Annotated in this window: 14 protein-coding genes and 1 pseudogene; 4 read left to right on the top strand and 11 right to left on the bottom strand. The window is 38.2% G+C overall.

Annotation, left to right across the window (positions count from 1 at the left end; translation table 11 throughout):
- Positions 1 to 264 (top strand): annotated as a pseudogene (locus PE36_RS11020) (hypothetical protein); the annotation flags it as partial.
- A gap of 848 nt (positions 265 to 1,112) precedes the next feature.
- Here the strand turns inward: PE36_RS11020 and PE36_RS11015 are convergent.
- The 10 genes from PE36_RS11015 to PE36_RS10970 form a co-directional block, all read right to left on the bottom strand.
- The gene (locus PE36_RS11015) at positions 1,113 to 2,324 is read right to left on the bottom strand and encodes an aromatic amino acid transaminase (protein WP_006032104.1); all 1,212 of its coding nucleotides are present in this window, start codon (positions 2,322 to 2,324) and stop codon (positions 1,113 to 1,115) included.
- A 1-nt stretch (position 2,325) separates the two neighbouring features.
- Positions 2,326 to 3,510 (bottom strand): aminotransferase class I/II-fold pyridoxal phosphate-dependent enzyme, encoded by a 1,185-nt coding sequence (locus tag PE36_RS11010; RefSeq protein ID WP_006032103.1) that lies wholly within the window; start codon positions 3,508 to 3,510, stop codon positions 2,326 to 2,328.
- A gap of 48 nt (positions 3,511 to 3,558) precedes the next feature.
- Positions 3,559 to 5,400: an FAD/NAD(P)-binding protein gene (locus PE36_RS11005; protein WP_043994432.1), complete on the bottom strand. Its 1,842-nt coding sequence runs from the start codon at positions 5,398 to 5,400 to the stop codon at positions 3,559 to 3,561.
- Positions 5,397 to 5,966, bottom strand: coding sequence for a 3-isopropylmalate dehydratase small subunit (gene leuD, locus PE36_RS11000; protein WP_157517780.1), 570 nt, complete (start codon positions 5,964 to 5,966; stop codon positions 5,397 to 5,399). The genes PE36_RS11005 and leuD overlap by 4 nt, the downstream gene beginning before the upstream one ends.
- Positions 5,967 to 5,969: 3 nt before the next feature.
- Positions 5,970 to 7,376: a 3-isopropylmalate dehydratase large subunit gene (leuC, locus tag PE36_RS10995; protein ID WP_006032100.1), complete on the bottom strand. Its 1,407-nt coding sequence runs from the start codon at positions 7,374 to 7,376 to the stop codon at positions 5,970 to 5,972.
- A 3-nt stretch (positions 7,377 to 7,379) separates the two neighbouring features.
- Positions 7,380 to 8,603, bottom strand: coding sequence for an MFS transporter (locus PE36_RS10990; protein ID WP_052298080.1), 1,224 nt, complete (start codon positions 8,601 to 8,603; stop codon positions 7,380 to 7,382).
- Between the two features lie 114 nt (positions 8,604 to 8,717).
- Complete coding sequence (locus PE36_RS10985; protein ID WP_052298079.1) at positions 8,718 to 9,113, bottom strand: cupin domain-containing protein; 396 nt, start codon at positions 9,111 to 9,113, stop codon at positions 8,718 to 8,720.
- Positions 9,114 to 9,124: 11 nt separating this feature from the next.
- Positions 9,125 to 10,135, bottom strand: coding sequence for a TauD/TfdA family dioxygenase (locus PE36_RS10980; protein WP_006032097.1), 1,011 nt, complete (start codon positions 10,133 to 10,135; stop codon positions 9,125 to 9,127).
- A complete protein-coding gene (locus tag PE36_RS10975; RefSeq protein ID WP_006032096.1) occupies positions 10,135 to 10,728 on the bottom strand; it encodes a cysteine hydrolase family protein in 594 nt (197 codons plus the stop codon). The genes PE36_RS10980 and PE36_RS10975 overlap by 1 nt, the downstream gene beginning before the upstream one ends.
- Positions 10,729 to 11,892, bottom strand: coding sequence for a LeuA family protein (locus PE36_RS10970; RefSeq protein ID WP_006032095.1), 1,164 nt, complete (start codon positions 11,890 to 11,892; stop codon positions 10,729 to 10,731).
- A gap of 293 nt (positions 11,893 to 12,185) precedes the next feature.
- Here PE36_RS10970 and gap point away from each other — a divergent pair, with 293 nt between their 5' ends.
- Together gap and PE36_RS10960 are read left to right on the top strand one after the other, a co-directional pair.
- Entirely contained in the window at positions 12,186 to 13,178 is a 993-nt protein-coding gene (gap, locus tag PE36_RS10965) for a type I glyceraldehyde-3-phosphate dehydrogenase (RefSeq protein WP_006032094.1), read from the top strand.
- Between the two features lie 70 nt (positions 13,179 to 13,248).
- Positions 13,249 to 13,821, top strand: a complete 573-nt coding sequence (locus PE36_RS10960; RefSeq protein WP_006032093.1) for a TetR/AcrR family transcriptional regulator — start codon at positions 13,249 to 13,251, stop codon at positions 13,819 to 13,821.
- A 936-nt stretch (positions 13,822 to 14,757) separates the two neighbouring features.
- On the opposite strand, the gene PE36_RS10950 is transcribed toward PE36_RS10960, so the two are convergent.
- Positions 14,758 to 20,682, bottom strand: a complete 5,925-nt coding sequence (locus PE36_RS10950; protein ID WP_157517779.1) for a toxin TcdB middle/N-terminal domain-containing protein — start codon at positions 20,680 to 20,682, stop codon at positions 14,758 to 14,760.
- A gap of 407 nt (positions 20,683 to 21,089) precedes the next feature.
- Here PE36_RS10950 and PE36_RS24575 point away from each other — a divergent pair, with 407 nt between their 5' ends.
- A complete protein-coding gene (locus PE36_RS24575; protein ID WP_198138599.1) occupies positions 21,090 to 24,416 on the top strand; it encodes a hypothetical protein in 3,327 nt (1,108 codons plus the stop codon).
- Positions 24,417 to 24,652 lie beyond the last annotated feature (236 nt).

Below are 24,652 nucleotides of genomic sequence, written 5' to 3'. Positions count from 1 at the left end.
AAGTACAATGCTGAAAAGTCAGCGTTGTTGAATGATGATTTTTCTCTAACAGAACCAGAGTTAACAGAAGCAGAGAGCTTTAGGGTTGAGTTAAACAGAGTGAATCGATTGAAAGATCGATACCGTCAAGAGCGTGGTGATGCAAGAAAGGCACAAAAAGAACTTGAGGCATTGAATAATACATTGATGTACCGTCTGTTTGAGCTTCAAGAGGAACTAAGGATTAAAAATAATGTTGTCTCGAAATTTAAAAGTAAGTCATAGTTGATTTCCCTAAATTATTTTCGGTAAACAGATCATCATTTTTCAAAAAAATGATGCAATTAATATTAAAAAATGATCAATCAAATTTCAATATTGATAGGAGTATAATATGCAGTTGAAAGAAGTAAAAATTCGATTCAGGATGCTTTAAAAGTCGTAAAGACTATGAACGATATCGACTTTCGATATATTTTTTATAGATAAATTCTACGATCTAATCGATAACCTAGTTTTATATACTGGTGTAATAGGATTTAATCATTTCTGATGATAGTTGTTGATTTATACTGCCAAAGATTTTTTCTTTCATACTTAAAATTAACGTGAAAGCTAGACTCACCAGAGCCGTGCAAAATTATTTATCCGAAACTATAGGTTAAAATCGGTTTTAAAGGGTAAAAACAAGCATTAGAGAGGCAATTTTGTCGAAGTTGTGAAATGAATTATCAAAAGGGTTCTATAGCTGATGCTAATTAAAGTTGGGTTTATTGTTGTTTCGGTTGTTTATCTTTATATAAGGAGAATAAACAACCGCATGATTTATTATTTAATAGGCAAACTAAATACCCTGCAAAAAACGCAGAGTATTTAGTTTGCCTATTCGTAACACCGGACATAGCTACGCCCGAAGCCGCAGCTGTATTTTTTTTATTAGTTCCTTGTTACATAGGATTTTATTATGGCGAGTTATATACTGTTCTTCGATATAAATGATTGACCGTGTAATACTGATTAAGTATAACCTTAGTATGTGATGTTTAATGAACTCCTCGGTGATGTGTGTGCAAAAGCCTATGATATGCTTAATGGTTATATCCCCATTCGTACCGAATTTATTCAATACATAGTTAGACGGCGATACCTACATTTAATACATTTTGCGTATAACAAATAGACCTGGCAATTCTCGTTACATCTTTTGTTGTAATCGCAGCAAAGTTGATTCGCCCACCTTTAACAATGTAGATGCCGTATTTTTCGCGAATTAGGTCTGTGAATTGTTCACTCCAGCCAAAGGAAGAAAACATACCTTTATGTGATGTGATAAAATCAATATTGCCGATATAACCTGATTCTTTCAAAGCATCATGTAGGGCTTTTCTATTATTTTTTATTTGAGAGCGCATTACGTCTAATTCGTCGATCCATAGCTTCTTCAAAAAAGGGTCAGTTAAGATCGTTTCGACAATTGCAGCACCATGGTTAGGGGGCATGGCATATGACTTTAAGGCAATATTTGTCAATCTTCTTCTTACATTAGACACACGCTCTACATCTCGGCATACAACGATTGCAGCACCAACTCGTTCTGCATAGAGGCCAAAGTTTTTTGAACTAGATGATGTAATAAATACCTCTTTAAACACGGACAATAATATATTTAAACCACCAACATCTTTTTCGAGTGTATCGCCTAAGCCTTGATAGGCAATATCAACAAATGGAGTGAGCCCTTTCATTAGCATAAAATCTGCGATCTCATGCCACTGAGTCATATTTAAGTCAGCACCGGTAGGGTTATGACAACAGCCATGTAATAAAACAACGTCACCTTTTTTTGAATTTACTAGCGTTCGAGTCACTCTACCCATATCAACAATTCTTGAATCACTATCAAGATAGTCGTAGTAACACACGGTCAATCCAGCATCTTTCAGAATTGGGGTGTGATTTGCATAACTAGGATCACTAACCCAAACGGTACAGTCAGGGTTAACAGAATATATATAGTCAGATATTAGACGAAGAGCTCCGCTTCCACCTGTTGCCTGAACAACAGCAGCAGTTTTCCTCACAGACTCATTCTCAATAAGCAGCTTGCTAATCTCTTGATTGAAATCTTCATTCCCCATTAGCCCTTTGTAGACCTTGGTTTTTTGATTTTTTATTACATATGCTGATTCAGCAATTTCCACCGCCTTCATCAAGGGCGTTAAACCCAATTCGTTTTTAAAAACACCGACTCCTAAGTCAATTTTATCTTCTCTTGGATCGTTTCTAAATGATTCGTTTAGTGCAAATATCGGATCTTTTACACCTTTAGGTATGTTGGTATACATATTAAAACACCCTTTTAGTTTTTACTTGTGAAATGGCTTCCACGAGTTTATTAATATCTTTCTTCTGTAGGCCGGCCAGACTTAGGCGTCCATTACCTAATATATAAATACCAAATTGAACTACTAGTTGTTCAATTTCCTCGCTACTGAGTAATAAATTTAAGAACATACCATTACTTTTTGTATTACTTACAAGATGAGCTAATCCACTGGTTTCTAGTGTATTAATTAGTATTTCCTTACGCATATAGAGCGTATCTCTGACAATTGCGACTTCGTCAATCCACTTATCGAAAATTTCAACATTTGAAATTACATGTGCTACTTGACCTGCCAAAAGTTGTGGTGGCATAGAGTATGTCGAACGAATAATACTTTTGGCGTACCCATCAAACGACTGTACTTCATCTTTCGAGCGAGAGAAAAAACTAAGCGCGCCAAGTCGTTCACAATATAAGCCCAAATTTTTAGAGAACGAATTGATAACAAAGAGGTTATTTAAATTGTTAAGCAAAGGTATTAAAATTTTCTTATCTTCTTTAAATGATTTAGACAAACCAAAGTAAGCGAAATCAACCACTATATAGGCTGATTTACGTTGAGCAATTTTTGCGATTTCGTTCCATTGAAACATTGTGAAATCAATTCCACAGGGATTATGGCAGCACCCCTGCACGACTAAGATATCGTTTTTTTCTAGGTCACCTAATGACTGTTTAACAGCATTAAAGTTTAGATTTCCAACGTCAGTAAGGTCGTATTGATATCGAATGATCTCTAAGCCCGTATTTTTGGCTATGTCTAAATGATTACCCCAGGTTGGGTTGCTGAACCAAACACGTTTTGCTCCACCTTCTCTTTTTAGAATCAAGAAAGCTAACCACAGGCCTCCAGATGCACCTATTGTTTGAACCGTACTAAGCGTATGAGATGAATTATTTTCATTAGTTATCAATGTTTTTACTGCATCCCTGTATTGCTCAAGACCTAAGATACTGAAGTTGATACCAATACTAGGCAACGATGATTTTGTATCGTCTAAAACTGAGAAACCGGTGTGGTGTTCACCTTCACTTTCATAATATCCTATACTTAAGTCCAGCGTTCCCCCTCTGCGATCAACCTTCACACGATTAACGACCTGAGAAATAGGATCTAACTTGGAATTTGTTTTTAGGTTTAACATTCATCCACCATTTTGAATGTGGGCGTATGACCACCCACTAAATTATGCTCAACCCAAAATATTAAGGGCACTTTTTGCTATGTTATCGGCATCAATCATGAAATCGATCCAATGTGCTGGACGGCTAGAACCTGATTGCATAAACCAACGTGTATGTTCTGTCGGAATACCTAAAACAAAAATGTGTTGATATACCGTGCCATCTTTACCTATAGGATTAAAAGGAGAGTCCGTCACATTCACTCCACCGGTCACAAATTCGTCGCCATTTTCGCCTTTATTTACAAACGAGCTATACACACCTTTGTCATACAAATTACGTGTTAATTGATTTTCATCGAGCTGCAAATTCGCAACAGGTACACGCGCATCAATCAGCGTCGTAATGTTACGTTTATAGCCATCATAGGCACCAGACATCAAAACATAACCATTTCGAGAGGTTGTAATATCCATACTAGGTGGGACTATTGACACGATACCTGCATCCATCAATGCTAAAAGTTGTTTAGTTCGAAATAAAGGAGGGCCAGCTGAAAGTAACGTAATAATTGGCATGTAGATCGACAGGAAATTTTTATGTGTTTGCGGCGATAACCCACCGAAGTCGATAGCTGCTCGAAGGTTGTCTCGAGAATTACGCAGTACATCTAAAGCAGATTTTAATGGTGAACCGAGGTTTCCATTTTCCGCTGCTGCCAAGTCAGCTTTAAGCAATTTCACTAAGTGTTGGTTCCACGAGTCAGAACTATCGAATTTTATACCTTCAAAGGGTCTGGCCAGGGCTGCTAAGTCGAGGGGGTGGGTGTGTTGACTTAAAGCTTCAGAGGCAAAGAACGCCAATGATTTAGAGTCTTCAATATTGTTTTCTGCCACCGTTTGGGTAAACATATTCGCGGCGCTCTCACCCTGCTGATTGCGAATAATCTGAGCAAAATATGCATAGTTAATTTCAGCTTCAAGTAGTGACCAAACGTCCGAATGAAAATCAAGGTTTCCGTTTTTTTCTACACGAAGTTGTGATATTTTATCATGTGTGAATATTGCATGCTTATATTTATAGTCAGATGGTTTTTCGTTACGCCCTCTTGAAAAAATAGGTACACCGCTACGTGAACCACAGTATAATTTTGGCTCTAAACCTGATGGTTGATAAATTAGACTTGCACCATTTACTTCAATGAACTGACCGCCTCTACCTTCAGTTAGCTCCGCTACGACATCAAAAAATGACAAACCAAGACCGATAATGCCTACATTTTCCATCGGTTTAACGACAGAGAAATCGATTTCACTCGAAGAGTCACCCGCGATAAACTGAAGATTAGCTTGAGTCGACGCAAAGTTTTGTAGATCATTGAATTTACCAAGATACTTATTGGTAGAGTGGCCTGTTGTCATTATTACTGTATTGCTCATAAATGGATTCGAATTTTCACATATAATATTGCAAGACTTATCATCCACATCGATGTCGAGTACCGTGTCGTTTAGATCTATCAGCGTTACATTTCTCGGTAAGCATGCTTTAACCACAGCGTGAACGAATGACAAGTATTCACCGTAATAACGTCTCGGTGCATAACCTTGATAATGGTCAAAATCGTCATAATTTTCTTTCCACCACTCCGAGAATGATGGGCCTTTACCTGGCTTGGCAGTATCTACGGAACCATGTCCAGAGAAAGCAGAAATCTCCGTGGATAGCGTATTCATAATATAATTTTTACTTTGCGTACTATCCCAGATACGCCCTTGCCCAACTCGACAATTATCTATAAGGATAATTTCAATTTTTTGTTGTATGTCCATTGTTATCGCATTAGCAACAAGGCGCTCAAGTACCGACATTCCACGTGGGCCACTTCCAATAATTGTTATTCTCTTCATTGTTTACCGTTCTCGCTCTCAAATTTTTTTATAGTATTCAATATCTTAATTGTTTCTTTTGTTTCGTTGATATTTTCTATATAACGTTTTTTAACGATATCAGAGATAGTCAGTTTGAATTCATTCCCTTTTGCTATAACTGAATCTCGTACTAGATCAACGGTAATGTCGAGGTAGTGGTCTTCCTTTAGAAACCCCCAAAGTTGCTCAACATCGTCTTCACTCAAGATTACCGGCAGCAAATCATTTATTGACGCATTTTTGTAAAAGATGTCCCCGAAACTTGGGGCTATCACAACTTTAAATCCCCAATCTTTCAGTCCCCAGACTGCAAACTCACGTGAAGAGCCTGTGGCAAACTCACGGCCCGTAACTAAAATGGTTGCACGTTGGTAGCGCGGATCATTTAGCGGGAAATCTGTTGATTCACGCCAGTCACCAAATACTGAATTTTCATGATTGCGGCGGGTCGGCTTGTAACAAAATCGAGCCGGCATAATTTGGTCAGTATCTATATTGTTTTTTACTAATGGCATTCCTCTGCCACGGAAATATTTTCTACTCACGATTTAATTTTCCAAACATTGTGGCGAGGCTATATGCCCCTTAATAGCAGATGCTGCAGCAACCACTGGTGAGGTTATATGTGTACGTACGCCTACGCCTTGCCGCCCTTCAAAATTACGATTACTGGTCGATACTGTTCTTTTACCTGCGCTTAACTTATCAGAATTCAAACCAACACAAAGAGAACATCCCGCTAACCCTCTAAAATCAGCTCCGGCATTAAGGAATACTTTATCAATACCTTCCTTGATTACTTGTTCGTGAACTTTCATTGAACCTGGCACAATTAACATGTGAACATCTTTGTGTACCTTGTGCTCTTTGAGTACCGCTGCTACAGCTCTCATATCTTCGATCCGTCCATTAGTACATGAACCAATAAAGACATTCGTAATTGGATGTGAACTCAGATCATCGCCTTCTTTTAAGCCCATATATTTGAGTGCTTGTGTTGCGGCTATCTGTTTACTGGCACAGTCAAGGGGATCGACATATGGCACCTTCCCTACTACAGGGATAACTTGTGAAGGGTTGGTACCCCATGAGATCATTTTTGGAACTTTAGCTGCATCTATTTCAACATATTTATCAAACACTGCATCCATATCGGTCGCATATGTCAGCCATTTAGTCGTATCTGCGTCACTGATCGTAACATTGCGCTCCGCCAGCTTTTCTTTGAGGTACGAAACGGTCGTTTGATCGGGAGAAATAATACCTGCACTTGCTCCTGCTTCTACCGTCATATTGCAAAGGGTCATGCGTTGCTCCATAGATAGTTGCGAAACTGCTTCGCCAGTGTATTCAATGACACAGCCTTGACCACCACCAGTACCAATTTCATTGATAATGAATAAGGCCAAATCTTTCGCATCAACACCTTCGTTATAAGCACCTGTTACATTGACCCGCATTGTATTGAAAGGGATCGCTCTTAATGTTTGTGTAGCCAATACATGCTCAACCTGACTGGTACCTATGCCAAAAGCGAGGGCTCCGAATGCGCCATGAGTTGTGGTATGGGAATCACAACATACCAACGTTGAACCTGGGAGTACTCTCCCCTGTTCGGGTGCTATCACATGAGTAATACCCTGACCTAGTTCTCCGAGCTTTTTATGCTCAAGACCATACTCTTGACAATTTTCACGAAGTAATTTTATTTGAGTCCACGTGCTGCTGTCCTTATCGATGTCGATAACAGACGATGTCGGTGTATTGTGATCTTCGGTAGAAAGCGTTCTATCTGGTCGATGTACATTGACTCCTTTCTCTCTTAGTCCATCAAAAGCCTGTGGCGTGTTAATTTCGTGTAGTAAATGCAAGTCAATGTAGAGCAGTACTTCCGTGTTCCCTAATGATGCAACAATATGACTATCCCAAATTTTTTCTGCTATTGTTTTAGTCATAGCTCAACCCTCCACTGGCGCTGTAGAGGTTGTTGATTTATTTTTAGGACTCTGTAAAAATAGAAGCGACGCTAAAGTTAACACTCCAACAATTCCCCAAGCGGTTGACCAACCTGATACATCAACCACACTCGAAATCATAATTGGAGACAAAAACGATGACATAAATACCGTTGTACCTATCATGCCAAGCGCTGTACCAGCTCGTTCTACACCAGCTTGAACAGCCACTTCGGTATATGCAACCCCGTGCCAAGCATTACCTATAAGTCCTGTGATAATAAAAAGTGCTATACCGTAAAAGTAGCTATCAACTACAAAACATAAAACTACTGCTGAGAGTCCACCTAAGATTGAAATATGCTTTAATACAGGTATACGATTTTTGTTCTTATCCGTATAGTAGCCAAACCAAATTCGAAAGGCACCCCCACCTATTTGTACACTGATTAAAATGACAGAAATTAATGATAATTCAATATGAAATACGTCCTTGAGATATAGTCCACCAAAAGTAAGCACCGACATTTGCGGTACCGTTAATAATCCTGCCGCTATCGTTATCTTCCATATCTCAAAGCTTTTTAATGGTGATTTCACTACAGCACTTTTCTTGGCCGCGTTGCTTATCTTTTTATGTTTCGAATCGACGAAAATAAGCACAAATAATCCAACAATAAAGCTAGCTAAAGCAAGAAACAAAAATGCTGAATCAAATCCATACGAATATGCTAACCAAGGGACAAGTCCTGCCCCAATCGCTCCCCCTACTGGTATAGCAGTTTGACGAATACTCATTGCAAATCCGCGTTCGCTATCATCAAACCACGACATTACAGTTCTACCAGAAGATGAGTTAATACTTCCGCCAAACGCCCCAGATGCTATTAACCCTCCACTTAAAGCCAAGTAGTAAATAGATTCACCAGAATCGGGCGTTAAAAAACGCGAAATAGCCGAAAATGCACCAGCAGATAACCAAAGGCCAATCACTAAAACTGTTTTATCACCAAGCTTATCTGTCAAAACACCCCAGATTATTTCTGAAAGGGCAACACCTAGACCCATTGCACCAAGAACTACACCAAGTTCAAATAATGAGAAATCATATGCTTCACGCATTAATACGCCAGCAACTGGGATTCCAGCAAACCCCATCGCAAAGGTCATTTGCGCAATTACACCAACACCTAGTACAAACCATCGATAATTATTTGTTGTAGACATATCCACACCTTTTAGAGCAATTTTTAATAAATTAAAGAAATACAATAGAGGGGGGTACTCCCCTCTCTAACTAATTGATAAACACAATTTTGCTTTGGCTCACTGACCAATTAACTAACGCATCATTTTTACTGGTTGTTGCCATATTATGAGCGCCAGACAACCGGATTTACTGCTAGATTTGTGAATGGAACCAGGCTTTAGCAAAATAAGATCATTTTTTTTAACCTCGCCTGTCGATGTTTGCATCTCGCCTTCAAGTATGTAAATCAACTCAAAACCCGTATGTAAATGTGGTGGAGCATCGCCACCTGCATAATATCGAATGACGGCGGCCGCAGAACCATCCGCTTCTTCTGCTTTAAATAGCCAATGAACTTCAGCTGACGCTCGGCCATTTTTATTAATAGGCTCAAACTCTAAATTCTCATGTTTTAAATTACGTTTTAGAGAACCAACCAACAGTCTTGGTAGTGAATTTTGTATTTCTGACATTGATAAGTTTTGCATTTGATCCATCCTTAGCTATCACAAATGCAAAGTGCATCTTCTTTTGTTGCCCAAGGTTTATATTTCGAGGCTTTATCGGTATTATTGAAACTGTATGTTTTTAGCAACCAACGTTTACGACCCTCCTCAGCATTTTTAACGTCAATCCATTCACGGTTATGGATCCCTGTTTGGTTACCAAAAATAAGCATCTCACCTTTTTTTACCATGTGGCGCACCTTCGCAGCTTTACTCATTGCATGCTTTAGCTCAAGCAGTGCTTTCGTCGCATTAAAGTTGTTTGGATCTAAAGGACGTGTAAAAGTGTCTTGATAACGAATTAAATTGTTACTTAACAAAATGGAATGAACTGCTGATTTTTTCCAAGAACTATTGTTTTCCTTAGATAGATCATCAACTTCCGTTTCAAAGATTTCTTTACCTAAAGTTTCAATTACTGACTTACTTAAATGTTTTTTAAGTTCTTTGACATCCATATAGTTTGTATAAATCAGCTCATTGTCACTAACATGTAGACCAAGCAGTGATACATAATCCGCCCGTACGGGGTGATAAGAACGATCGCTATGATAAATCAAGTCCCCATCTGTAAAACCTGTCTTTTTACCTTTTAGTTTATTGAAAGAAACTAAATCAGTAAAATAATCACCATTATTTCGATTTTTATAGGAAAATAATGGTGTACGTTGTAGATGCGACATTAATTCCATAAACCCTTCACCAATGAAGGTTTTTTTAGCTTTGTATTTATGCTCAACAGGATTATCTAAATCAAGTTGAGGCAATGTTTCGTCAATTGGACAATTCCCTAAAATATGAACATGATTTCCATGTTCAATACGATCGAAAACTATGGCATCACAGGCCGCTCTTAACACCGTTTCGGATGAAATTCTTAGCGCTAAAGTTGCAATGTAATCTTTAAAATCGGGGTAATCCGTGTAAGGGTTATGCGGATTAAGCATTAGTACCGCAGTTAGGTTTTGTTTTTCTGTATCTAAGAAGGTGTAAAACGGTTTCATTACATATTCTCTTGGTTATTAAATTCACTTGAACTAATCACATCAGCAACTTTATTGATGATATGAACAGCACATTCATGGCTATATTGATCGGAAGAAGAAATACAATCTTCGAGTACGGTAACTTTGTAATCTCTATCATGTGCAGAAAGTACTGTAGAAAGAACAACAAATTCGGAGGACACGCCCGTAATAACGACCTCGTCAATACGATGAGTTCTAAGCAATAGCTCTAAATTAGTATTGAAAAATGGGTCTATCCTGTTTTTTTGAATGACCTTATCATCGTTTTTGGGTGATATTAATTTGTGCACTTCTGTTTCCCATTTACCTAAAATCACCTGTTTTTTATGTGGTACATTTTTAAATAGTTTTGATGTTGACGACCATTCAGCATAATTTTCACTGAAGCCTACAACGACATAAAAAATAGGCGTTTTATGCTGTCGAGCAACATCGAGCACTGTTTTAATATTGTTGACAATTTGACGTTCAGTTGAATGGGCATAAAACCCGTCGTCACCAACACTGCCTCCTGGATGAACAAGATCGTTAATTACATCAAGCACTAAGATAGCTCTATTTGTCTTCACTTAAGCCACCTTACAAAAGGTTTTCATGAATTTATCAATTTCAAATTCCAACTCAATCATACTTAAACAGCTATTTTCGGCACGGCTGCTAATACAGTTAGCGTATAGGGTTTCAAGTAATTTCGGGTCTTGATCCATAGCTTTATTAGAAAGAATGTATTTGATGATGGATTTACCAGAATGACGTGATACAAAAAATTCACGTTCACGATTAAACACATCTGGTTTCACGAACTCATACGTATCGGGGTTAGCCAAGACCCCCTGTTGATGGATACCGGCAGCAGTTGAGAAAGCGTAAGTACCAAAAACAGGTTGGTTTCTTGGAATGTCTAGACCAATTTCAGAGCAAAGTTCTTGATAAACTTTATACAATTTGTCTAGCTTTATGTCGGTAAAAGAAGAATAACATTCAGGCTTAAAGAACAGAGTTGAGGCTATCATCTCAAGCGAAGCATTACCGGCACGTTCACCTATTCCCCCTAATGTAACTTGAACTTCATCTGCACCACCCTCTATACCCGCAAGTGTGTTCGCATGCGCCAGGCCAAGGTCGTTATGGCAGTGTGTTGAAATACTGATACCGTCGCCAGTTTTGGATCTAATAAATTGAATCAATTTCTTAAATTCAGACGGTGTCGCGTAGCCAGTTGTATCCGCAAGAATTATTTGATGCGCACCTGCAAACACTGCTGCCTCTGTTATTTCACCCATAAAATCAAAATCTGCTCGGCTCGCGTCCTCAATCCCAACTGCAATTCTGCAGTCACTATTTTGTTTGGCGAATTTTACGGTGTTGATTACTTCTTCAATTGCTTGAGATCGAGAAATATTTCGTTTGTTCTTTAAATGAAGATCGCTACCTGTCGCCACCATTTGAATAGTGTGATTTTTTTCACGTCCACCTGATTCTAGTGATAATTGGACATCACTTGTTAGTGTTCTAGAAAAAGTAGCTATACCTGACTGTGTAACTTCTTTGCTGATCAGCTTTGTCGCTTCATAGTCAAATTTTGAAGATGCTGGGAATCCCGTTTCGATATGGTCTACGCCGCACTCTTCAAGCATCAAGGCCATTTTGAGTTTTTTCTCCGGATCCATTGCATTTTCGGGAGCTTGTTCACCATCCCTTAGTGTTGTATCCAGTATTGATATTTTTTTCATTATCACTATCCCACCAATCCGTAAAACATCCCTTGTGGTATGTTTGTGACGTGGATCCTATATAATCCCACAAGTCAAAACATCGACATACGTCACACTTTTGGATTGTTAATCTATTTATCTACCTATTTGTGATCATTTTGTACAGGTTGTTCATGTTTCACATATTGATTTTTTTATTTAATTTTTAACCGTTGACTTAAAACATCCACACTGGTATGTTTTAGCGGTCTCGGACATACCTGTTGGTATGTTTTTTTATTGGGTAATTGAACAGTTAAACAGAGGTTTATATGATTAATATTGCTATTAATGGTTTTGGCCGCATAGGTCGTAGTTTTTTGCGCGCACTGGAAGAGAGTGATCACCAAATTAATGTTGTAGCCATTAATGATCTTGGCTCAATCGAACAACTAGCTCATTTATTAAAGTACGATTCTACGTACGGTCGATTTGGTAAAAGCATTGAAATTAGTGATAATGCACTAATTATTGGTGATAAAAAAATTGCGGTCTATCAAGAGCGTAACCCAGAAAATCTTCCTTGGGCTGAGTTAATGGTTGATTTAGTTTTGGAGTCAACAGGCATTTTCAATGATGGTAATAAAGCCAACGCGCACATTAAAGCTGGCGCAAAAAAGGTACTTATCTCAGCACCTGCGACAAATGTTGATTTCACCATCGTTCAAGGCGTTAATAACAGGGAATATGATGCGAACAATCACCACATTGTTTCTAACGCATCATGCACAACAAATTGTTTAGCACCTATTGCCAAGGTGATAAATGACAATTTTGGTATTGAATGTGGTTTTATGACGACCATCCACGCTTATACGCAAGACCAGAATCTTCAAGATGCTCCACATAACGATATGCGTCGTGCGCGTAGTGCTGCTCAAAATATGGTTCCAACTTCAACTGGTGCGGCTAAATCCATCGGTATCGTGATCCCCGAGCTTAACGGCAAGCTTGATGGTGGCTCAGTTCGTGTACCTGTGATTACCGGCTCAATGGTTGATTTAACGGTTGTATTAAAAGAAGAGGTGACCGTTGAAAAAGTGAATCAAGTAATGGAAGAAGCGGCCATAGCAATGGCTGGAGTCTTATCTTACACTTCTGATGAACTTGTCTCTTCAGACATAATTCGTGACCCTGCTTCAGCTATTTTCGACTCTAAACTTACGAAAGTTAAGGGTGGAAAGCTATTACAAGTGGTTAGTTGGTATGACAATGAGTGGGGATTTAGTAACCGTTTAGTCGACACCATTAAGCAAATGGCATAAATCTATACCTTTCCTATTTTAATGCTATCCTATTTTGGGTAGCATATTTTAAGAGGTGTGTATAAAAACTATGACAAAAGATCAGAAGTCGAAATCGAAACAGAAGCTGATTGAAGCCATGGCTGAACTGTTGCTAAAAAAAGGCTTAGCAAACACCAGCCCGCAAGACATTTTTACTCTTTCTGGTATTGGAAAAGGCAGTCTATATCATCATTTTAAAGGTAAAGAAGATTTAGCTTTTTATGCTATAAAATATAACGTCGATCAATTGATTTTAGCTACTGATGAAGTACTTTCGACTGAAAGTACACCTTGCGGTAAACTTAGAGCTATTTTAGAAAAAACTCGTAATATCGAACGTGGTTGTCTTATTGGGCAAATGGCCAGAGATAGTAAAATAATGACCGATGATAAACTTGCACCTGAAGTGAGCAGAGGCTTTGAGTGGATGAAGTCACAAATTGAAAAGTTGATTCGAGAAGGGATTAATGATAACTGTATATCGGATAACCTTGCACCATTAGAAGCGACCATTCTTATCCTCACGACTCTGCAAGGAGCGTATGTTGTTGCTAAAGGCCTTCGTGATGATACCTATTTTAAAATTGCACTTGCTTCATTACTGAAGACATTTATAAAATAAAGGGGTACTAATTTGGTTGTGTTTTCTTAACCTTAGCCGAGCTTTACACATATTTATGCTTTGATCATTACGAGCTAATTGAACTTTAAATTAATGTGAACATTTTAACTCGAAATGTCAAAATCTGGTTTCGGGAAGTGTTTTAAAGGTGAGAATTATGCCATTAAATTCTCAGTTTTATACCTTAAATTTGGTGAAATACTGAGAATCACTTGAAACCCTTACGTTAAAAGGATTTTCAGAAGAATTGCAATAAAAAAAGTGTTAGGGTGAAGTACGAAGATGACGGCCACGTTATCTATGCTCGTGACTAAGCCTCATTAAGCGTTACGTTTATATTAAAAATACCAGCCTCGTGCTGGTATTTTTGTATTATTTTCTATTTGTGTAAAACTCGAGTACCTGCCTGATTACTATCTTTAAAATATAACAATTTTCAATACTTAAAAATTAATTTTTCATTAATCTTTCGAAAACTGCGGATGTATAAAAAGTAAAAATAAAACAATATATCATACCTAAAGTAGCTGAAATATATCGCCACGATGAATTCCAACCCACTATGAAATTTACAACTGCTTGCAAAATTGAGATAGTCAAAAACATTTTCAAGTAAAAGTAATATTTATTATCAACCAAACATAATGATTTTAAAAAACTAAAATCCAATGCCAAGCACAAAAGCAATATCCCAAACATACCTGCACTATCTTCTATTTTTAAATTACTGTCAGGAAAGAAAGAATAGACAAATAAGAGCAAAAATATATGAAAGCATAATGTTGTTCCAAGGATCGAATTGAATAATCGTCCTCTAGTTAAATTTATATATTTCTTCTTCGGAAACAAATGAACATTTTTTTTCATATTAATTTTAGCCTTATAATATTAACGAGCCCGTGTATTTTCTGATACACGGCTATGATTTAAATATTTCTAATTTTCTGTCATCTCTTGGTTATCTTGGGTTGTATTGCTTTCACTATCACTCAGATCGTTACCATGCTTATTACTACCGCCTTTGTGAGTATCGGACTCTTTTGCTTCAGTTTTAGAGTTAGCCTTTTCAGTGGCCTCAACATGTTTAACTGTTGCTCCATAAACAGCTATATCTGTAGTGACCTCTGCAGCTTTCGTAACAGGCTTGATAGCGACTTTAGATACGAGTGTTGCAACGCTAGAAGCCTTAAGACTCAAAACGTTCAAAGCCGCACTTACAAGATCAAAGTCATCATCGCCATCAACAAGATCTGCTACAGAATTTACAAGACCGGACCCAAAAGCCACTGTGGCATAAATTGCTGCTGCTTCAGGTGCAAACGCTAAAGACACGAGACCGAGGGATCCCGCAGTTAAACTAATATTACCGGAGGGATTTTTTATATCGTTAGCCAAACTATGCATATAATCTTTACGAGTAAATTGAGCGCTGATAGAGTCCATTTGTGCATTGACAGACATTGCTTGCGCATATCCATTGCTAATACCAAAAGAGTCAGTAATAGGGTGTTCACCATTAGGGTCAATATACTTCAGAGGGTTTCCTCTACCATAAGCATACGGTGACCAATGTTGCGGGTCGGCAAAGCGTTCTCCTCTGGAAAACACCGGATCAGGCGTGATGAATTGTCCAAACGAATGATCAAGATAACGCTGACTAAAATAACCTAAACCAGATTCTTTATCTTGCTCTTTATCAGTAAAGCGGTAATTGGTTTTTTCTATTTGTCCGAATTCGGCCTCTACTTCGCCAAAAGGCTCGTAGTTAAAAGCATTTACCAGCCTTCCTTGATTATCTACCGATAACTCTGTCGAGCCTAAATGTTGTTTCAAATAATATAATGACGGTTCAAATAAACCACCGGATATATCCGATTTTGCAATTCGCTTTGAGCCCAATCGTACAAACTTAATTAACTTATTATTACGGATCTCGGCGTCTTTACTAATATAAAGTACACTCGTTTCATTCCCTTCACTGTCTTTCACCCATTTTATACGTCTTTGATTATTATAATCATAACTATATTTAGCTTGATGACCTGTATTCCTTACTTCAATCAAACGACTTTTATTATCCCAAGTATAATATTGATCACCCTCTTGAGTTCGGTTACCTTGCTCGTCATACTTTATCATTGTTTTCCCAAATGTGAGTGCATTGGGTCCTGGCTGTTCTCCAGGAGCTCGGCCATAACGGGCAAATCGGTTCTGGTTATCCTGAGTGCCGCTGCTACCGTATTTAAGCGTGAAATTTTGGGTATCTTGTAATGGGTTAGAAATATTCTTTTCTAGTAAATTACCGATTGGATCAAACTTGTACTCAGTTAGCTTAGCTTTGTTTTTCTCCGTTGATAAGCGATACCAGTCATCGTAGGTGTAGCTTCTTGATTGATCTAAAGCATCAATAACGCCACTATAGCCAAGCTCTGTGGCAATTGTATGTAGACTGGTTGTATTCCGTTTATCATTTATACGCTGGAGGTTAGAAACTCTATCATATTGATAATCAAGCGCCTGCAATTCTAACTTGTCTTTATTACGGCTGGTTTGTAAATAACTGAGTCGATTTAATGCATCGTAACTATATTGGCTGGTTATACCGTTATTCAAACTTACCTGCTCAAATTGACCTGATGCGGTATACGATAATTCAGAAACAACACCAGGAATAGCAGTAAGTTCGCCACCTGCACCATAACGATAGTCAACAAATGTTTGATCCGGATAAGTTAACCGTGTCACTTTACCCGCACTGTTATATATACGTTGTGTTTGATAAACAGGCGTATTTTGCCCTAAACCGATAATTTGACGTTTATCGATAATACGACGATTATTTTCATCATAACCAAACCAAGCTTTACCTGATTGATCATGTACTTCAGTCAATTGCCCTTTTAGGTTATGTAAACTCAAATCTCGACTCTTATCATAAACAAAACGAGTCATCAGTTTAGCTTTACTCCGGTCTAAAAGAGGGAATTCAGTTCCTAGAGCAGACACTTGTAATTTATCAGTGTAAGTTCTTTCAGTGAGCAATCTATTTATACCATCATATGTTGAGAATTGGGCAACACCCCGACTATTAAACGACGAAATTTCATTACCTGCCGCATCAAATTTACGCCAGCTCCGCCCCCGGTTTGGATCATCAGTAAAAATATTTCGCCCTAGTCCGTCATAAGACATAGTTCGCACATTACTAAATGCATCTTCTAACTGGGTAAGATTTCCAAGTTCATTATAATCATAGCGCGTCACCCATTCTTGAGTTGAGCTTATATCGCCATCCTGGTCAATACCTATTTCTTCACGCACTTCTCTTAACCTATTTAATCCATCATAAACGAGCCATTTTCCTGAGCCTGAATGCTCACTGCCCGCTTGTGTTTGTGCGGTATCTTTAGTCCATACCTTTAATGGATAATATGTATTTTCATAATAAGTTGCCCCATGACTCCGAGTTGGCGGGTAGTGCCTACTGGATATACGACCTAAAGCATCATAAGTACTATCAATCGACTCGGACAGTGTATAAGAATGATAAGCAAATGAGGTGCTATAATAAGGTAAATAACTTTTAATCTTTAGTCCGCGATGACCATATTGAACATGACGGTTCACCACGGGTCCTTTCTCTGTTTCACCCACACTCATCAGGCTTCGACCAGCACCATCAAAGTATTCACGACTAGCGATACTCTTTCCTCCTGCCACAAGCCTCTGCTTACTACCAATCCAATTTACTCTTTTACCACCAAATGTGTCTTGGTAATGATACTCAAATGATTGAGTAGGGGCACTGGTGCTATCCCCAGGGGCAATAATATCTGTCACGCGGCCGAGGCCATCGTACTGAAGAGTCGTTTTTTGTTGGTTAAAATCCTCAAACTGAGTCATAACCCCAAGGGTTGTATCATACTCAGCTTTTGCTACGAGACTTTGACCACCAAGGTGCAAACTTTCTTGAATGGGGTATAAACCATTCAAATATTTGATAGTGACATGATGACCTGGCTGCTCACCATACAAAGGACTGAAAAATTCCACGGCATTGCCGTATTGATCATAGCGTTGTCGTTTGGTGAATATGGTTTTATTGGAACTATTGGGTTTAACCCATTGCTGATGAGCGGTAAGATTTCCTTCTTTTACACTCCCCAAATTATTAGCGCTGAAACTTTCATCGTCGTAAAACCATTGTTCTTTAGAGGCGATAACGCCATCTGCATTTTTGACTATTTTCTCAACTGGCTTGTGTAATTGCCAGTTCACAAGAGAAGTGCTGTTTTCTGCGCTATAACGCCAAAGTGTCTTACGTTCATCGTTAAAGACATTATCTAATCGACCAAATTCATGTCGATAAATTAAATTGCCATAATCGTCATGCTGATATTCCCACGCTAAGGTAATTGGGGTACCCCGATCTTGTTCAATCAATTCTCGCTCTCGACGTTTCACGCTAGCAAAAGATACAAACCGATCATCATCAGTGCTGTCAAATAAGCGTCTTGATTGCCACGTTTGAGTTTCACGCCAAAAAATTCGACCTTTATCATCTTGTTTTTCGATTTGGCTAATTTTACCGCGCAACGATTCGTCCTCAAGCCCGAGCAAGAAATCATAAACAGTTTTACCACCTTTAGTTGATTTAGACGCAGGATCAATTTGTGTTGCCTGACGAAATCCCACAAATTTACGTTCTTTAGCAAAAAAAAAGCCATCTCGATACTGGTAAGTTTTACGCTCTTTTTGGCTCGGTTTGCTAGAATCTCTAGTTGTGACATGTTTTACTATTTGCATCGCCATTGGCAAGGTATGCTGCCAAGGTGTATTTTCATTTTTGTCGCGCAGCATTTCTGAAGCGACACTGGCGTATTCGATACTTGATACCTTACCTACACCGTTATCCACTGACAGTAGCTGATTTGGCATTACATCTGGAACCAGTGTCAAATAAGTAAAAGATTTTTCGCGTTTTCCAGGGCGATACCACACTACGTCCATCACTCCATTTCCATCGATATCAGCCATTTTGACTGCACTTGGCGCAAATCGGTCAGGATGTTCAATAGTTAGCGACTCGCCGAAAGAAAAATATTCATGTTGACGATTACGACCTCTATTTGGCCAAATTGTCAGACGGCTGCCATTTAAATAAATTAAATCAGCCATACCGTCGTGGTTTAAATCAGCAAAGCGTACCTGGCGGATATCAAATATTTGTCGACCAATAGACCTAAAATTATCTATTTCAATAGCCTGAGAGAAGCCATCTGTTCCACGTCCAGCAAAGAAAAACATGGTTGATCGGGTAATGTGAACCAAATCAGTCAGTCCATCACCATTGATATCAGCCATAAATGTGGTTGGATTAGCCAAGCTAACGCCAGCACTTTTTTGTGGCATCGGCATTTGTATCGGTTCACCCCAACCTTGTCCTGTATTTAATGCCACACTGTGCGCAAAAATACCATTTGCTGATTTATTATTCGTTACAAAAATATCGGCCAATCTATCATTATTGATATCAATTAATCTTGCATTATTACTACTAATTGGTAATTTAGGGCGGCCAAGATCGCCATTTAATTGCCAGTTGTGACTATCATCCAGTTTAAAAATATAACTTGCACTACGAGAAACGCTTAACATATTGACCCTTCCATCGCCGTTCATGTCTCCCCATTTTACCGAAGGACTGGATAAGCGATTTCGAGAATGTGTTTTCATTTTTTGCATAGTTGAAAATTGCACTTCTCCATTAGAGTCAGGCCCTTGATTGAGCCAATATCGATGAGGTGAAAATCCAGTATTAAGGACATCTGGCAACCCGTCGGCATTGATATCAATAAAATCTGTATCAGGGCTATGCAGAGGAAAACCTCTGGCAGAAGGAACGTAATGGCTAGTGGCTTTTTTAAGATCAAAATCGGTGTAGCGATAGCGTGTCGGTGGCGCTGTATCTTGTCCATTTCCAGCCGTTTTTGATACTAAAACTAAGCGAGACAAGGACTGCCATTGTGTCGTTATTTCATAATCAAATTGATAATTGGCCACTCGATTTGTATAGTTGAAAGTTATTATTTTCTTAAGACGAAATGCTTTTGTTAACTCAAAGGTAGGTAGAAATGAAACAATTGGATCGGGACGTGATTCATACTCAAGTTCAACGATACTATCGCCATTATTATAATCTATTTGCGTGAGATATACCGCTTGGGTGTTATCAAATTTGTCGTAATAGTAGTTGATTTGATTACCATTACTGTCGGTAATGCTTTGTATAAACCACTGAAAAACCTTTTGTCCAGAACTATCACTATGCTGAGCTGAGTTGTCTTGACCTAATAACCAAACTTGACCATTAGGCAGATAAATACGCCAACCTTGATCGAGTTGCTGATATTTAACAAATTGTCCTTCAATTTTGGCGCGATACTCGTCAGCACCAATATGAACTAATTCTGCGCCCTGGTGATTGATAAATACATCTGACTCACTGTCATCGTAATGAGGTAGCCCATTAGTGGTTTGGCGTTGAATATAAGGTACGCTTAATCGTCGCCCTATCCCCAGTAAACCATTACCAAACCCACTGTCGTACACGACCGATAAGACAGGAGTTAATTGATTACGGCCTAAGGGTAGGTCAAAGTTAAGTACATCTTGGCTAGTGCCTGTATTCAATTGTGTTGTAAAACCCTCACCAAGCCCTTGGATGGTTCCTGGCCCAGAAGGCAAAGATAAAATTGTAGGGGAGACAGCGCTCGGCTCACTGGCATATGCCCCCCAAGCACAGCAACACGCGATCACCAAAAAAATAACCCGAATGTTAATGACAACTAAAAAATTCATTCAAAATTCCTTTATATGGATATCCGTATATTCAACTGTTCTAGTCATGATCATCGAGATTAAAAACTACTTTAGAGGATAAGTGGTAAGCAGCTGTGATAGCCCCATAATTATTGCCACCATCTAATGCAGACGTTAATTTAAATTGTCGAATACTGTGCTATCACATTGATTTTAATGTAAAGAAGTGCAATTAAGTGTAAATATTTGTAATAAGTCAATTCATTTATTATTTTAAAGTCTGTTTCCTGATGCTTGTCACGGTCTCCATTGACAAAACCTAGGCTAAGTATCAAAACCAGTGTTTTTGTCTTTAAAAGCCGTTATTAACTAGTTATACACCACCTAATAAGTACGTATTAGTAAAATAAAATGTCAACAACTCTACACTAGGTGAATAAATAATCATGCTCAGAATAAAACTCTATTTAACAATGATACTTTGTATTGTTTTTTCTTCCCAAGCGATTGCTAGCGGGAAAGAATATAGACGCTACCTTGAATATCCCAATTTGGGGGACGAATTTAAGTATTTTAGTTGCGAAGGCGGTGCTTCATTAGAAGGAAGAACTTGCAGCAAGTTGATCGTACATACTGGTCCATCACTGAAATGCCCTAAGGGTCAATTTATGAAGAACAATCAGTGTCGTAGTAGTATAGGGACTACTGATTCTTGCCCTGCGGGCTACAATAACAACAGGCAATCATGTATAAAAAAAACCTGCGTTAAAACAGCCCCTTATACTATCCGAGTACCGTGGATGGGAGGCTACAAATATATAACTAAATATGAGAAATGTACATCATCATTTAAACCGACCAAAAGGACTTGTCCTTCTGGTTACAGCGGTAGACCTGGAGGTGGTGGGATGTGCGATTCAAATAACTTTTCTGTACCGATAAAATACTGTAAATTGGGGGATTTAAATAATAACCAATGTGAGTCTTTTGAGCGTCAAGCGGCAACTTTGACCGATCCAATTAAGGCGTTAGTTCAAGCTACTTATCCGCTAAATCCAGCTGATACTAAGGCTATATTTAGTTACCTAACTAATTTGTATAATCTTGATATTAGTAGCCCACAGTTAAATGAAATTCTAATTAATTCAGATTTTGGTACTTTTTGGCATGAAAATAATAAAATTCAGGCTAGCACTAAGGTACAAGAACTGAATAAATTTTTAAATCAAGCTAAAAAAGAAGATCTGGGACTCTCTCACCTCCTGCTAGATGTATATTACGATCGCGCTGCGGCCGATATGATCCTTGCTCAGCAAAACATAGATCAAGCTCAAATTGATTGGTTAACATTAGGTGAAGAGGCCAATATTGAAAGCGAATATCAGTTACGTGAGGAAGCGCTAAACACACTACGAAACACTCTGGATAATTATTGGATAGTTATCTCCGAGAATCGCGACATTTACTTTGACCTAGTGCCTAAACGAGGAATTTATAACCCAATTGATGAGACTGCACCTAAATTAACCGCTGACTTTAAAGATGTGGCTTTAGTGCTTGACCTCATGAATCGTGTTGCAGAGCAAACATTAGCTATTGCAAAATTACAAGTTCGTCAAGGATTAAGCGTTGAACAAGATGAGTTAGATAATACGCGAGAAGATCTAAGTGTTAAATTAGCCAGATTACAAACGCTGTTTGGAACAGAAAAACTTGGACAAGCAAGCTTCGCCTCAAGTGTTCCCCAGTTGCTTGGACAGGTGAATGAACACTTAAATGACTTAGCAACATCTTCGCGTTGGGTCAGCGGCAAGTTTAACATCTTGAATATGCCATTCGATACTGTGTTATTAATTCAGGGCTATGGTATTGATGGTAATTTTACTTATGATTCATATAACGCCATAAAAAAAATCATCACTGAAGATGGGCTTATTTCATCTGCAAAGCAAGCTCAAAAAAGAGCTGAAGATAGTTTAAACACTTACCAATATAATCTGGATAATTACGCGGGGTATTACAGTGAGACCCACCGTAACTTAAATAATCAGCTTTATCTATTACTTGGCTGTAGCTTGGAAAATGGAACGAATAACTGTCTAACCGATAATAAGGCGCGAGAGGGGAGTCAAATATCACAGCAGTACAACCTTATGAATATGGCCAATATCGATCTAAAACGCGCTAAACAAGAAAAAGAAAACATAAAAAAAGCAATAACTATAGAAGGTGCTCGTTTAGAGGAAGAAAAAGGGGTTTCTCAAGTCCTCGAAAAAATCTATATTCAATATGGTGATGTTAACGTTTTGTTAAATGACTATATAAGATCTTCTTCAGATAGGAACGATAGCTTTATATCAGGTAAAGAATTGGATGCCATGCTTTCTTTTATGAACAAATTCATTAGAGATGACGGGTTAGTGTCTGTTGATGAGTTAACTTCTGCAATAGATTCATTACACGATGATATCAAAAATAGGAGCATTAAAGATCCTAAGACGTATATTGAAATAATGTCAGCGCTGGAGCGTGCTGTGATTATTAGTTCTGAGCGACGTTTATTAGATATTAATTCTAAAGCTCGCATAGCAAACTGGACTCAGCAATTGGCAACGGCAGACTGGGATATCGCCCGAGCTAAAAATACAATCATCATTGAAAATGAAAAGCTTTCAGGTTTTCTCAAGCAAGCACAGCGTATAATTACACAAATTAACGCTTATGATCAGACGCTGAAAACTCGTTATTATGCAGATCCAATCCACTTTACACGATTAACCAATGACGTAAATAAAGCTAAACTTGCCTTTGAACAAGTCCAAGAGTGGTTATTCTATGCTGTAGGTGCGTTGGAATATAAATGGCAGGAGGATTTTAAAGATTTAAGTAAAGGTTACAGTAAATCAGGGTTATTTTCTTTATATACTATTTGGCAATTGGAAGATTTCTATAATAGTTTACAAAGCTTTGATGCGCGTAGAGGCACCCGTCCAACCCAACTTGCGCAAGATACAATTTCGCTGAAAAAAGATATTTTTGGTTATGTTGAAAGAGAAAATGGCGAATATAAAATGTATCCAGACCCACAAGGTGGACCGGGAATGTTGAATGCTGATGAGGCATTTACCGCTAAATTACACACTTTAAGTCGTAATGTCGGATCTGCATACTGGTTAACAGCTGAATTTAGCACTGCAAAATCATTTCCAAGAACGAATCTATTTGCAGGGCCAATTGTAGGTTCTGACACAGACTTGTCTTGTTTAATTGATGGTGGTAATTACGGTGATAAAATTGACTCCATGTATATCAATATTAATACATCCAGTTATTACTCAGATGAAACAGACACTAGGGCATACTTAACCTACGGTGGCTCAAGTTACTTTAGAACACCTACGCCAGGTAAAGTAATTGATAATCGAGATAGTTTAGCACCAGTAATTGAAAATGAAATGATTGCTTACGATGCACGCTTTTGGGATGCAAATCAGGATACGATGACATTTAAAAATAACCATCGTGAGAATGTAAAAGCAAATATTAGTATATTGGATGGTAACAAGGAGTTAGTAAACCCAATATATAGCTTTAAAGAGCGCAGTGTTGCTGCAACTGGATGGCGATTATCACTGCAGTTAAGTGACAGAGGTGGTGAAATAATTAATATAGATTCAATTGATGACATTGATATAATTATTAAGCATCGTTACAAAACACGTAATTTCGTACCGTGTAATGATTCCGGCCCACTTCTTCTGTTACTTAGGTAATCCTGTTTAAGCCAATATAAACCAGTAAACGTTTACTGGTTTATATTAAAAATACCAGCTGCGTGCTGGTATTTTTTAGCTAAAACTATACTTTTAGGAGTTTGGTCCATAATGTTCACTGAAATCATAGTTTTATATAATAAAAGTATGCTTTAATGACAAAAAACTTTCAATTCAACTCAAATTAGCAGATAATCCCGCCGTTCACAAAGTGAATATAGCAGGTAATAATTACC

It is taken from the genome of Moritella sp. PE36 (genome assembly GCF_000170855.1).
Taxonomy (GTDB): domain Bacteria; phylum Pseudomonadota; class Gammaproteobacteria; order Enterobacterales; family Moritellaceae; genus Moritella.
The sequence above is the reverse complement of the archived record's forward strand: the minus strand, read 5'-3'. Positions and strand labels throughout refer to the sequence as shown.